This window comes from Haloechinothrix alba (assembly GCF_900188115.1).
Taxonomy (GTDB): Bacteria; Actinomycetota; Actinomycetes; order Mycobacteriales; family Pseudonocardiaceae; genus Haloechinothrix; species Haloechinothrix alba.
Genome location: NZ_FZNW01000011.1, coordinates 114,399 through 127,451, shown reverse-complemented (window position 1 = coordinate 127,451; position 13,053 = coordinate 114,399). Strand labels below are relative to the sequence as shown.

General features: G+C 71.6%; 12 protein-coding genes. 7 read left to right on the top strand and 5 right to left on the bottom strand.

Features of this window, described 5'->3' with window-relative positions; translation table 11 throughout:
• Positions 1-9: 9 nt before the first annotated feature.
• Positions 10-1,443: an aldehyde dehydrogenase family protein gene (locus tag CHB84_RS12430; protein ID WP_089301742.1), complete on the top strand. Its 1,434-nt coding sequence runs from the start codon at positions 10-12 to the stop codon at positions 1,441-1,443.
• Here CHB84_RS12430 and CHB84_RS12425 read toward each other — a convergent pair.
• Positions 1,424-2,257, bottom strand: coding sequence for an MBL fold metallo-hydrolase (locus tag CHB84_RS12425; RefSeq protein ID WP_089301741.1), 834 nt, complete (start codon positions 2,255-2,257; stop codon positions 1,424-1,426). The two genes, CHB84_RS12430 and CHB84_RS12425, sit on opposite strands and share 20 nt — an antisense overlap.
• Positions 2,258-2,267: 10 nt before the next feature.
• On the bottom strand, positions 2,268-2,981 hold the full coding sequence (locus CHB84_RS12420; RefSeq protein ID WP_089301740.1) for an MBL fold metallo-hydrolase: 714 nt from the start codon (positions 2,979-2,981) through the stop codon (positions 2,268-2,270).
• A gap of 120 nt (positions 2,982-3,101) precedes the next feature.
• Here CHB84_RS12420 and CHB84_RS12415 point away from each other — a divergent pair, with 120 nt between their 5' ends.
• Positions 3,102-3,578, top strand: a complete 477-nt coding sequence (locus CHB84_RS12415; protein WP_089301800.1) for a ribose-5-phosphate isomerase — start codon at positions 3,102-3,104, stop codon at positions 3,576-3,578.
• 9 nt (positions 3,579-3,587) lie between these two features.
• Positions 3,588-4,397 (top strand): Fpg/Nei family DNA glycosylase, encoded by an 810-nt coding sequence (locus tag CHB84_RS12410; protein ID WP_089301739.1) that lies wholly within the window; start codon positions 3,588-3,590, stop codon positions 4,395-4,397.
• Between the two features lie 41 nt (positions 4,398-4,438).
• Here CHB84_RS12410 and CHB84_RS12405 read toward each other — a convergent pair whose 3' ends face one another.
• A complete protein-coding gene (locus tag CHB84_RS12405) occupies positions 4,439-5,218 on the bottom strand; it encodes a hypothetical protein (protein ID WP_089301738.1) in 780 nt (259 codons plus the stop codon).
• Between the two features lie 260 nt (positions 5,219-5,478).
• Between CHB84_RS12405 and CHB84_RS12395 the strand changes: the two genes are divergently transcribed.
• Positions 5,479-6,321, top strand: coding sequence for an adenylate/guanylate cyclase domain-containing protein (locus tag CHB84_RS12395; RefSeq protein WP_089301736.1), 843 nt, complete (start codon positions 5,479-5,481; stop codon positions 6,319-6,321).
• Between the two features lie 74 nt (positions 6,322-6,395).
• On the opposite strand, the gene CHB84_RS22385 is transcribed toward CHB84_RS12395, so the two are convergent.
• Positions 6,396-7,490 (bottom strand): class I SAM-dependent methyltransferase, encoded by a 1,095-nt coding sequence (locus CHB84_RS22385; protein ID WP_141134664.1) that lies wholly within the window; start codon positions 7,488-7,490, stop codon positions 6,396-6,398.
• Between the two features lie 162 nt (positions 7,491-7,652).
• Here CHB84_RS22385 and CHB84_RS12390 point away from each other — a divergent pair, with 162 nt between their 5' ends.
• Entirely contained in the window at positions 7,653-9,500 is a 1,848-nt protein-coding gene (locus tag CHB84_RS12390; RefSeq protein WP_176439925.1) for an AfsR/SARP family transcriptional regulator, read from the top strand.
• Positions 9,501-9,532: 32 nt separating this feature from the next.
• Positions 9,533-10,600 (top strand): hypothetical protein, encoded by a 1,068-nt coding sequence (locus CHB84_RS12385; protein ID WP_089301734.1) that lies wholly within the window; start codon positions 9,533-9,535, stop codon positions 10,598-10,600.
• A 90-nt stretch (positions 10,601-10,690) separates the two neighbouring features.
• On the opposite strand, the gene CHB84_RS12380 is transcribed toward CHB84_RS12385, so the two are convergent.
• Complete coding sequence (locus tag CHB84_RS12380) at positions 10,691-12,112, bottom strand: FAD-binding oxidoreductase (RefSeq protein ID WP_089301733.1); 1,422 nt, start codon at positions 12,110-12,112, stop codon at positions 10,691-10,693.
• 283 nt (positions 12,113-12,395) lie between these two features.
• Here CHB84_RS12380 and CHB84_RS12375 point away from each other — a divergent pair, with 283 nt between their 5' ends.
• A complete protein-coding gene (locus CHB84_RS12375; protein WP_089301732.1) occupies positions 12,396-12,971 on the top strand; it encodes a hypothetical protein in 576 nt (191 codons plus the stop codon).
• Positions 12,972-13,053: the final 82 nt, after the last annotated feature.

Genomic DNA, 13,053 nt, shown 5'->3' with positions numbered 1-13,053 from the left:
GGAGGCCCTGTGGCGGCGCCAGCGACCACCAGGATCGGTCATTTCGTCGACGGGCAGACACGGTACGAGTCCAGCGAGTCCATCGATGTGTTCGACCCCGCGAGCGAGGAGGTGATCGGGTCGGTCCCGGCAGGGACGCGGGCCGAGGTGGACTCCGCGGTCGCCGCCGCACGTCGCGCGTTCCCGGAATGGTCCGCGCGGCCGGTGGCCGAGCGCGCCGAGGTGGTGCGCGCGATCTCGAACGGGATCGCGGCACGCCGGGACGCCATCGCGGCCGACATCACGGCCGATGTGGGGGCGCCGATCACCTTCGCGACCAAGGTGCAGGCCGTCTTGCCTGCCGCAACCTCGGAGGCGGTCGCCGACCTGCTCTCGTCGGGCGAGTTCTCCTTCCGCGAGGAGATCGGCAACTCGCTCGTCGAGCGGGAGCCGGTCGGTGTGGTCGCCGCGATCACGCCGTGGAACTACCCGCTGCACCAGATCATGGCGAAGATCGCTCCCGCGCTGGCAGCAGGCTGCACCGTGGTGCTCAAGCCGAGCGAGGTGGCACCGCTGTGCACCCGGCATCTGGTCGACGTGCTGACCGAAGCGGGTGTGCCTGCCGGTGTGGTCAACATCGTGCACGGCACCGGCCCGGAGGTCGGGGCGGCGCTGGCGGGCCACGAGGACGTGGACATGGTGTCGTTCACCGGCTCGACCCGTGGCGGGCGGGCCGTGTCGGCGGCAGCCGCGGACACCATCAAGCGGGTGGCTCTGGAGCTGGGCGGCAAGTCGGCGAACGTGGTGCTCGATGACGCCGACCTCGGCAAGGCGGTCAAGCTGGGCGTGGCGAACGCGTTCCTCAACGGCGGGCAGAGCTGCAACGCGTGGACCAGGATGCTCGTGCCCGAGTCGCTGCACGACGAGGCGGTCTCGCTGGCGTGCGAGGCGGCGGCGAAGTACGAGCCGGGCGATCCCACCGACGGCTCGACCCGGCTCGGACCGCTGGTCTCGGAGACCCAACGGGACAAGGTCGTCGGGTTCATCCGCTCCGGCGTGGAGTCCGGGGCGACCCTGGCGTTCGGGGGACCCGAGCGGCCGGATGACCGCGACACCGGGTACTTCGTCCGGCCCACCGTGTTCGCGGGGGTGCGGCCGGATGTGACGGTCGCGCAGGAGGAGATCTTCGGCCCCGTGCTGTGCGTGATCCCGTACTCCGACGAGGACGACGCTGTCCGGATCGCCAACAGCACCGTTTACGGGCTCGCGGGCGCGGTGTTCTCCGGGTCCGACGAGCGCGCCCTGTCGGTCGCGCGCCGGATGCGTACCGGTCAGGTGGACATCAACGGCGGCGCGTTCAACCCGCTCGCGCCGTTCGGCGGGTACAAGCAGTCCGGTACCGGACGCGAGTTCGGCAAGTACGGTATCGAGGAGTTCTGCGAGGTCAAGTCCATCCAGCGGTGATGTCGGGGGGCGGGTCGGTGCCCGGGTCGGGTACCGGCACCGACCCGCCCGGCTCGCTGATGACCACGCGGCTCGGCGTGCGCGCCCGGCGTACCGCGGCGGCGAACTCGCGAGGCGGCTCGACAAGCGCCCGCCGCATCCGCGCGCCCGGTCGCCCAGGGGCGCGGGGCAGACCCATCGGGGCGAGTGTTCCCCAATGCACCGGCACAGCGAGGCGAGGGCGGATCCTGCCGACGGCCACGGCGGCGTCCTGCGGGGTCAGGTGGCCGGGTCCGAGCGACGGGCCCCAGCCCCATACCGGCAGTGCCGCCACGTCCACCGGCCCCAGCGAGGACATCCCGTCGAACAGGTCCGTGTCGCCCGCGAGGTAGATCCGCAGCCCGTTCGCCTCGAGCATGTGCCCGATAGCCGGGGACTGGGGCCCGTGGGTGAGCCGCGGTCCCCAGCGGTGCCCGGAGTGCACGGCGCGGGTCGCCGTGACGCGCACGTCCCGCTCGGTCAGCTGCCCCCCGACGTCGAGCTCCTCCACCCGGCGGAAACCACGGTCGCGTAGCCACGCGCCTGCGCCGTGCGGCACCGCGATCCGCACGTCCTCGCCGAGCAGGCGCAGCGAGGGCAGGTGGAGGTGATCGGCATGCAGGTGGGAGATCAGGACCAGGTCCACACCCGTGTAGGAGGCCGCGTCGGGCGTCCGCGTGACCCTGCTCAGCGGGCCGACACGAGCGGTGAGTACCGGGTCGGTGAGCACCGTGGTGCCCCCGAGGTCCATGCGCACGGTCGAGTGCCCGATGAAGCGCATCGTCGGGTCGGTCACACCCCGAGTATTACGTGTCCCGGGCATCACGGGCCAGCATCGCGCGTTGCGCCGCGACGAACTCGGGCCCTACGGGGTCGCCGTGCCCGGGTACCACGATCCGGGGCCGCAGGGCGAGAACGGCGTCCACCGCGGAAGGCCAGTCCGCCGGGTGGGAGTCCTCGCCCACCGACGGAGGCCCGCTCTGCTCGACGAGGTCGCCTGCGAACACGACGTCGCTGTCCGGCACGTGGATGACCACGTCGTGGTCGGTATGGCCCCGGCCGGGGTGCAGCAGCCTCACCTGCCGGCCACCGAGATCGAGGGTGGCGCCGCGGGTGAACGTCTCGGTGGGCAGCTCCAGCCGTGCGCGCTGCAGGGCCTCGGCGAAAGCGTGTTTGGCCTCGTGCCGGTAGTGCCGCGTCCATTCGGCCCGTTGCGCTTCGGCGGTCCCGGTGAGGGCGGCGCCGCATCGCGCGTGGGCCCACACCGGGCACGGGGTGAAGGCTGCCGTGCCGAAGGCGTGGTCGAAGTGGGCGTGTGTGAGCACCACGTTCCAGGGCACGGTGGTGATCTCGCGTACGGCCGCGGCGAGCTCGGCCCCGTGCACCTCGTCGCGGCCGGTGTCGATCACGAGGCATCGCCGCGTGCCGGTCACCAGCCCGAGTGCCTGTTCCAGCTCGGCGTACCGGCGCACCAGCACCCCGTCGGCGACCTCACGCCAGACTCCGTGCTCACCCACCATCGCACCCCACCATGTTGTGCTGAATGACGCTTTCACTCCACCAGACGGACTGAAAGCGTCGTTCAGCACACCCCTGGGTCGTGTCCCGGTCACGATGGGCGGGATGGCAGACTCGTGCCCGTGCGCGTCTATCTGGGAGCCGATCACGCAGGCTTTGAGCTGAAGAACCACCTGTCCGGGCACCTGTCGGGTCAGGGGCACGAGGTCGTCGACGTCGGGCCGCACGTCTACGACGAGGTCGACGACTACCCCCCGTTCTGCATCGAGACGGCGCGCAGGGTCGTCGCCGACGAGGGCAGTGCCGGGATCGTGATCGGCGGCTCGGGAAACGGTGAGCAGATCGCGGCCAACAAGGTGCCCGGCGCGCGAGCGGGTCTCGCGTGGAGCGTGCAGACGGCCCAGCTGGCTCGCCGGCACAACCACGCCCAGCTCATCGGTATCGGTGCGCGGATGCACTCGACGGAGGAGGCCACCGAGATCGTGGAGTCCTTCCTGGCGACGCCGATCGACCACGACGCCCGCCACGCCCGCAGGGTGGAGCAGCTGCTGACCTACGAGCGCACCGGTCAGGCACCCGCGTTGCCGGATCCGTCCTGACACGACCCGATGCCGGAGGGCCACACGCTGCATCGGCTCGCGCAGCTGCACACCCGTCGTTTCGGTGGCCGGGTCGTGTCGGTGTCCAGCCCGCAGGGCCGGTTCGCGAGCGAGGCAGCACAGCTGGACGGAGCGGAGTTCCTGCGCGCCGAGGCCTACGGCAAGCACCTGGTGCATCACTACCGCGAGCGTGCCTCGGTGCACGTGCACCTCGGGCTGTACGGGACGTTCAGCGAAGCCGAACGACCCGAGAGCGAGCCCGTCGGCCAGGTGCGGATGCGCATCATCGGCCCGACGCACTGGACGGACCTGCGCGGCCCGATCCGCTGTGAGCTCGTCGACCCCGGCGAGCTGGACCGGCTGCTGGCCGGTCTGGGGCCCGACCCGCTGCGTGCGGACTCCGACCCCGGCGATGCCTGGAAGCGGATCTCGCGGTCCCGCACCTCGATCGCGGCGTTGCTGATGGACCAGTCGGTGCTCGCGGGCGTCGGCAACGTCTTCCGCGCCGAGTTGTTGTTCCGGCACGGCATCGACCCCGCGACGCCGGGGGAGCAGTTCGCCGAGCGTCGTTGGGAGCGGATGTGGACCGATCTGGTGGAGCTGATGCGCCACGGGGTACGGACCGGCCGGATCGACACGGTGCGCCCGGAGCACATGCCGGAGGTGACCGGCAGGCAACCGCGGGACGACCGGCACGGCGGCGAGGTGTACGTCTACCGACGGGCGGGCCAACCGTGCCACGTCTGCGGGAGCGAGGTGGCGCTGCGCGAGCTGGCCGGGCGCAAGCTCTACTGGTGCCCGCGCTGCCAGGGAGCGTGACCGGTACCGGGTGCCGCCCGGCGTGCGGGAGGGGCGACCGGTCAGAAACCGATATCGCCGATGTCGAATCCGGAGCCGCCGCCGAGCTCGCCACCGCCGGGGTCACCACCAGTGTCACCGGTGCCGGCGCCTGCCGAGTCGCCTCCGGAGCCGCCCTCGAGCGCGCCTTCCTGGTCCGCGTCGTAGCCTGCCTCCCACGCCTGCGCGCTGGGTATCCCGCCCATCCCGGAGAACAGTGCGCTGAACAGGAACATTGATCCCAGTCCCCACGCACCTGCCGTGAGGGCGGGTTTCCACCACGGTTCGCTGTACCACCCGGCGGGTACCGGCCTGCCCGCGACGCGGCCGCCGGGGAAGTAGTGCGGGGTGTCCTCGCCTGGACCGGGTGCCGCCGCGTAGCGGTGCCCTTCCACCTCGACATCCCGTGTCTCGGAAACCGCGCCTGCGCGTGCGCGCTCCGCCTCGTCGGGTAGGGTCGGGCCGGGGTCCATGCCCATCGCCGTACGCGCCGCGCACACGTAGTAAAGGCCTTCCACAGCGGTGTCGGTCACCAGCCCGGCCTGGTGCAGGCTCTCCGCCCGCTCGAGCTGTGCGCCTGCCGCCGTGTAGCGCTCGGAGGCGTCGCTGATCGCCTGCTGGGAGGCGATGTCGGTACCGGTCAGCGAGAGGACCTGGCCGCCGAGCCGCTCGACCCAGCGTCGCGCCTCTGCCTTGGCATCCTCCAGCTCCCGCTCACGGCGGCTCCTGCGTTGGCCGGAAACGTAGACCCAGGCGACGACGAGTGCGACGAAGGCTACGACACCGATCAACAGCTCGTTCATGTGGCACTCCCGGCTTGCTTCGCATCTGGACCCGGCACGCGACCACCGTCGACCGTGGCCTCGTACCGGCGCGCGCCGACCGTGCGGCCGTACCAGGTCGCGCCGGTGGGCCCGGTGTGGCGTGCCACACACTTTTGCCGCATCGTACCGTCCGGGTTCGGCATCGTGACCCGTTCGGCGCGGCTCACGTGGTGATCACCACGTGACGGGGTTGCCCGGACGTGGCGCGGCGCGGGGTGTCCCGCGCTACGGTCGTAGCCATGCGGAAGTTCCGGTCGTCCCGACCCGCTCGTGTGCGCAGGTTCCGGCGCGCAGGTTCCGTCGTACCCTCGACGATCGCCTCGCTGAACACCGTCGTCGCCGTGCGGCTGGCCGACCTCGTCGAGCAGGACCCGGAGTTTCGCGATCAGGCGCTCGAGATGGGCGTGATCGACCACAAGTGGCTGGAGGACCCGGCGGCGCGCCCCATCTCCAGGGTGGCGCCGGTGGAGGTGATGCGCCGGTTCCTCGAGCGCTCGGTGGAGCGGCGACCGTCCGCCCTCGCCCGCCTCGGGCTCAACGCCCTGCAGGTGCTCTCGGTGGATGGCGCCGCGATCGGGGGCTCAGGCAGGCAGGCGCGCGTGACGGTGGTGTTCACCGACATCGAGGGCTTCACCCGCTACACCTCGGCGCACGGGGACGAGGCGGCGCGCTCGCTGCTGGACGAGCATCACCGGGTGGTGGGCCCGATCGTGCGACGCTGGGGCGGTCGTGTAGTGAAGCGGCTGGGGGACGGGTTGATGTTGACCTTCGCCGACCCGGGCTACGCGGTGCGGGCCGCGGTGGAGCTGGTCGACGAGCGGCCGGCCGACCTGAAGGTGCGGGCAGGTGTGCACACCGGTGACGCGGTGGTGACCAGGGACGACCTTGTCGGCCACGTCGTCAACGTCAGCGCGCGGATCACCGACCTCGCCAGGGGCAACCAGGTGCTGGCCAGCGACGAGGCGATCGAGGCCGCGGGGGAGCTGCCGGGGCTGTGGCTGTCCAAGCCCGCGCGCAAGCGTGTGAAGGGGGTCGATCACCCGGTGTCGGTGTACCGGGTGCGCGCCGGCGAGCACACGTAGATCAGCGACGGACATGCTGACGCCCGCCGCGCACAGCGTTGCTGTCTCGAACGCGGGCGAACCGTCCCGTACCCCTACGGCAGGCAGATGTAGTAGGCGTTCTGCGGATCGTGCTCGAGGGTGCGTATCCGGATGTCGGTGAATCCTGCCGACTCGAACAGCTCGCGCGCCCGCTGACGGCCCCACATCGCGCCGAGCCCGGTGCCGCCCCTCGCCAGGGACACCGTCATGCAGTGCAGGCACGACAGCGTGTAGAGCAGTGGCCCGAGCGGGTGCTCACGGTCCCCGTGATGGGTGCTGCTCGCGTCGATGTCCTGGGCGAGGTAGACACCGTCGTCGGCAAGAGCGTGGCGGATGCCCCGTACCACCGCGGCCGGGTCGGCCTGGTCGTGCACGGCGTCGAAGGTGGTGACCATATCGGCCGATCCCGGCATTTCGATCTCGGCGAGTCGCGCGGCATCCTCCACGGAGAAGGAGACGTTGCCGAGCCCGCGCTCGGCCGCGGTGTCGCGTGCGTAGGCGATCGCCTCCGCGGAGAGGTCGTAGCCGACGAACGTGCTGCGCGGGAACCAGCTCGCCAACGCGTTGAGGGCCCGGCCCCTGCCGCAGCCGACGTCGATGACGCGGATGCCCTCGGCGAGCCGCTCGGTCAGTCCCGGTACGAGCGGGAGGATGTGGTCGTACAGCGCCGAGAGGACGGTCTGGGCGCTGTCTTCCTCCATGACCTCGTGGAAGCGGCCGAACTCGGCGTAGTCCACGCCACCGCCGCGGCGGAAGCACTCGACGATGCGGTCTTCGACACCGCCGAGCAGCGGGATGTACTGGGCGAACGCGGCGAGGTTGTCCCCGCCGGAGACGCGGGTCAGCAGCTGGGCGTGTCCGGCGGGAAGTGTGTAGGTGCCGGTGTCCGGATCGTGCTCGACGATCGCCCCGACGGTCATGGCTCCCAGCCACTCGGTGACGTAGCGCTCGTCGAGACCCGCGTGCTCGGCGAGCGCCCCGATGCCTGCGGGGCCGGTCTCGGCCATGGCATCGAGCAGGCCGGTGCGGTGCCCCACGGAGAGCATCAACGACAGCGCCCCATGGTTGAGTATGTCGACGAGCCGTTCCTCGACGTCGGTCGCCTGTTGCTCGCCTGCGGTTCCGGTGCTGGTAGCCGCGGTGGTCATCAGGTGCCCCTTTCTCTCGCGTGGCCGTTTCGGCTCCAGGGTGCGCGGTCGCGCTTGCGGCTCGGTTACAGATGGCGTACACGTCAGACCTGTCGGGCTACGGTGGTCGCGAGACAGGACGGAACCCCCGGCCGGGGCGGACACGGGAAGCGGGCGCGGGTCATGCGGTTTCGGGTCCTCGGGTCGCTGGAGGTCGATCGCGAGGGAACGGTGGTCGCACTCGGCAGCAGACGCCAGCGGGCACTGCTGGCGGCGCTGCTCGTCGACGCGGGCAAGGTGGTCCCTGTCGAGACGCTCGCGACGGCGCTGTGGGAGGACCGCCAGCCTGCGGACCCGCGCAACGCGATCCAGACGTACGTGGCGCGGCTGCGTGAGGCACTCGGCAGCGAGGTTCGCCTCGTCACCCGCAGCCCCGGTTACGCCATCCTCGTCGATCCCGACCAGGTGGATGCGCTGCGCTTCGAGCGGCTGCTGGCGCGTGCGCAGGAGCAGCGCGGGCAGCCTGCCGTCGCGTGGGAGCTGCTGGACGAGGCGCTCGGGCTGTGGCGCGGCACGGCGTACCCGGAGTTCGCGGGAGGTATCGCGCGCGGCGAGGCCGTGCGGCTCGCGGAGCGCAGGCTGGTCGCCATCGAGGAACGCGCGGAAGCGCGTATCGCGCTCGGTGAGTCGCGTGAGGTGGTCGGGGAGTTCGAGGCGCTGCTGACCGAGCATCCCTTGCGGGAACGGTTCGTGGAACTGCTCATGCGAGCGCTGGCCACTGTGGATCGGCAGGCCGAGGCGCTCGCGACCTACCGCCGTTACAGGGAACGCCTCGCCGACGAGTCCGGGCTGGACCCGTCCGGCTCGCTGGACGCCGTGCACGACCGGATCGTGCGGGGCGAGCTCACCGGATCGGCGACGGGGCCGGCCACGTGGCGCGGGACGCAGGAACGTGAGCCGAACACGGAAGCTGCACCGGCTGTGCCGGTCATGACCACGTCGCTCGTAGGGCGCGAGCACGAGATCGCCGGAGCGCGTACCGCGCTCGACCGGCATCCCGTTGTGACGCTCACCGGTCCGGGGGGCGTCGGCAAGACCCGGGTGGCAGCCGAGGTCGCAGGCGCCGTGCACCGGGACGCGCGCCACGAGGTGGTGTGGGTCGAGCTCGCCCCGGTGTCCGACCCGGCGGCCCTCGACCACGTCCTCGGCGCCGCGGCGGGTGTCGACGTGTCCGTGGGGCCGTCGCCGCGGGCGGCACTGCTGCGCGCGCTCGCCGCCCGCACGCTGGTTGTGGTGCTGGACAACTGCGAGCACCTGCTGGAAGCGGTCGCGTCCGTCGTCGACAAGGTGCGGCAGCGGTGCCCGAGGGTGCGGGTGCTGGCGACCAGCCGCGAACGGCTCGCCATCGAGGGCGAGCAGGTGTATCCCGTCGCGCCGCTGTCCACCCGCGCCGCTACCGGCGCCGAGGACGGCGCCGACTCCGTACGGCTGTTCCTCGACCGCGCGGCGTCGGTCACCGGGGGGAGGGACCTCTCCGACCGGTTGCCCGCGGTGCGGGAGATCTGCCTGCAACTGGACGGGTTGCCGCTGGCGATCGAGCTTGCCGCCGCCCGTACGGCCTCGCTACCGGTCGAGGACCTGTGTGCCGCGTTGCGGGACGGCGCGTCGGCCACCGTCGGTTACCGCCGCAGCGAGCCGGGACGCCACCGCACCCTCGGCGCCGTCGTGGAATGGTCCTACCAGCTGCTCGACGGGGATGAGCAGCGTCTGTTCGAGCGGCTCAGCGTGTTCGCGGGCGGGTTCACCCTGGACCAGGCCCACGCCGTGTGCGGCGCAGACGCGCAGAGCAGGACGGTGACCGTGGAGCAGGTCGCGGCACTCGTGGAACGCTCACTGCTCGGTCACGCCGCCGAACCGGCAGGAGGAGATCACCGGTACCGGATGCTGCGGCCGGTGCGGCGGTTCGCCCGCGAACGGCTGGCCGGCCACGGTGCGCTCGAGGCGACCCTCACCGGCACGCGGCGGTGCTGACCGGGTACGCGGAACGAGCAGCGGGTCCGCCGATGACGGACGAGGGGCGGCGCAGGCTGGATGCCTCACTCGACGACCTGCGCGAGGTGCGGCGCCGAGCCTGGGAGACCGGCGACGTCGCGCTGCTCGGCAGGCTCGTCGCGGCGCTGTACCGGTACTCGTACTGGCGGACGGTCGCCGAGCTCGGCGTGTGGGCCGACGAGGCGTTGACGATGGAGGGGGCCGACAAGGAACCCACGGCTCCGCAGATGCACGCGGCCGCGGCAGCGGCCGCGTGGATGCGGGGCGATCTCGAGCGAGCCCGGCGGCTCGCCACCCGCGGTGCCGGGCTCGGCGCGGGACCCGATGACCCGGCACGCACGCTCGTCTACGAGGCGCTCGGCGACGCGGTCTTCTTCGAGGGGCGACTGTCCGAGGCCGAGGCCGCCTTCGGCGAGGTCGTCCGGCTGTCATCGCTCAGCGGTGACCCCGACGGGGAGACGCTGGGACGTACCAGCGTCGCCATCGTGCTGGCCTGCATGGGACGTGCCATCGACGCGGTGCGGGAGGCGGACGCCGCGGGCCGCGCAGCCACCCGGGCCGGTCACACGGCGCAAGCCTTCGCGCGGTACACGCAAGGCGAGTGCCGCGCCGAGACAGCGCCCTGGGAAGCTGTGGCTCTGGTCGAGGAGGCCGCCGAGCTCGCACGCGACTGCCAGGCATGGTTCGTCGAGGGGGTCGCGCGGCTCACGGCGGCCAGCCTGCGGGGCCGCCACGGTGAGCCCGCGCGCGCCGTACCCGCCTACGCGGACCTGCTCCGGCACTGGCGCCGCAGCGGGCACCGGACCCAGCAGTGGACCACCCTGCGCAACCTTGCCGAGCTGCTCGTGCGGCTGGGCGCCGACGAACCGGCGCTGGTCATCGCGGGGGCGGAGGCGCAGGAAACGGCCAAACCGAGCTTCGGGATGGAGTCCGACCGGCTGAGCAAGGCCCTCGCCACGGCTGGGGCACGCCTGACAGAGCAGCGGTCCGAGGCCGCGCTGCGGCGCGGCAGGCTGATGGACCGAGACGACGTCGTCGACTTCGCGATCACGACGTGCGCCGAGTTGTCGGGCCGCTGAACGCGCACGCCCACGGGACGGCGTCGCTGGTCGTTCGCCGCACGACCGTTGCGTTGCCGTACCGCACGGTGCTCCTTGTCGAGCAGGCGGTTACCGGTGCGGCGGGATGTTGCGGTTGACGCGGAAGACATTGTCCGGGTCGTAGTGGGCCTTGACCTGCTGCAGGCGCTCGAAGGTGGTTCGGTAGGCGCACGCGGTCCTGGTGGTGTCGTCCTCGGCCATCTGGAAGTTGACGTAGTTCCCGCCGGTGGAGAACGGCCGGATCTTCTGCCATCCCTCGCGGACCGCTGCGACGATCCCGCCGCCGCTCGCCTGCGGTGACCACACGCCGGAGAACCCGCTGATGAACCGCGCGTCCCGGTTGCCGACCGCCCCCTCGTCGCGTTCGTTCAGCGCACCCGCGAGATGGAAGATGACGGAGAACGACAGGGGTGAGGCGACTGCCAGCGCGGCGTCCCGGAACGTGGCGAGGTACTCGCTGGACAGCTCGGGCAGGAACTCGGTCTTCCAGTACTGGTGCAGGCCCTTGGGCTCCATGTTGTCGATCATCGACTGCTGGACCACGTACGGCTTCTCGCCGACCAGGTCGAAGATCGGGTCCCCGAGGGCGCGAACAGGTGCGAGATCGGCCTCGGCGGTCGGGCCGCTGTGGCAGAGGAGCAACCCGACGACGGGCTTGAAATGCCATTCCTCAGGGACGAACGGCGCTGGTGGGGCGAGCCGGATCATCGCCACCGCCGTCAGCTCGCGCGGCGCCGACGCGGTGAGTTCGCGGTAGGTAGCGAGCACCTCGTCGGCGCGGTCGGCGCTCCAGGCGATCAGGCCTCCGGTCACGATGGGTCCGACTTCGTGCAGCCGGAACGTGAAGCGCGTGACGACGCCGAAGTTGCCGCCACCGCCGCGGATCGCCCAGAACAGATCGGAGTGCTCCGCCCGGCAGGCGGTCCGGAGCTTCCCGTCCGCGGTGACGATCTCGACCTCCTCGAGGTTGTCTGCTGCCCAGCCGAACCGGCGCGTCAGGTAACCGAAGCCGCCGCCGAGGGTCAGGCCGGCGACGCCGGTCTCGGACACGAACCCGAGTACCGTCGCGAGCCCGTGTTCCTGGGTGGCCCTGTCGACGTCCTGCAGCAGGCAACCCGGACCCACGTGCGCGAGCCGGGAGGTGGCGTCGACGGTGACGTCGCGCATCCGGGACATGTCCAGGGTGAGCCCGCCCTCGGCGATCGCGGTGCCCGCGATGTTGTGGCCGCCGCCCTTGACGCTCAGCAGGAGACCGTGCTCAGCGGCGAACCGGACGGACGCGGCGACGTCCCGTGCCGATGTCGGCTGCACGACAAGGGCTGGTTTCTTGGTGACCGTGGCGTTCCAGAGCACGGTCGCCTCGTCCCAGCCCGCGTCGCCGGCCGTGAGCAGCGGACCGTCGATCCTGGAGCTGAGCTGTTCGAGCTCGGTCGAGGTCAGGCTGATGTGGCCGCCTTCGAGACCGGTGACGTCGAATGCTGTCGTTCTCATATCGCGCTGCCCTTCTGCGTCCTCCGTGGCTACGGGGTAAGGGTCCGTGCCAGGCAGCTACGTCCGCATCGGCCGGATCAACCAATCCTGTGTTGCGTGGCGACGTGGGTAGATCTGTGTAGGTGTGGCGATTCGACGTATGCGGGGTCGTTCGGCTGAACCCCGACCGGGGCCCTGCCGGTAGGCCCGAGAACCCGCCCGTCCGCCCGGATCGTTCGGAGCTGCCAGCAGGGTCCTTTCCTGACATCTGGCGCGGGAGTCCGGAGTACGGTACGACAGGGACATGTCGCCACACGACGAAGCCGACCCCGCATACGACGTGGCCGCATCCGGTGCAGGCACGCACGCGCGCGATGAGCTCGCGGGCTCTGCCCGTGGCTGGCTGCGCGTCCAGCTCGCGGTGGTCGGCTTCATCGGGCTGTGCGGTGCCCTCTGGACCACCGGAGGGCCCGCTGGACCGGCGTGGCTGCAGTGGCTGGCCGCGGCGCTCGCCGTGCTCGCCTTCGCGCTCGGCGGCTCGGCGATATTCCTGGTTGCACGGGTGGCGTACCCGGTGCGGGAAACGGCGCCTGCGAGCGCGCTCGGTGACGGTGCGCAGTCCCGGACGTGGGGCCGGCTCCGTGGTGGTACCCGCCTCAGCTTCCTCGCATTACTGCTGGTCGTCGCCGCCACCCTGACCGCATGGTGGCCGGATACCTCCGGCGGCGGCGCGATCGAGGTGCGCGACGTGGGCGGTCAGGCATGGTGCGGCCGGCTCGGGGACGCACCCGCCGGAGCGGTCCGGGTGAACACCGCCGACGGCCCGGCGACGATCCCGCTCGATCGTGTCGCCGCGCTCCGTGAGGTGGACAGCTGCTGAGGCTCTCCGGAACAGGGGAGGCCGGCGGAGCTGCTGACGGAGCTGCCGCGGCTGGATGATCGGGGTTTCGGATCGCGGCGAA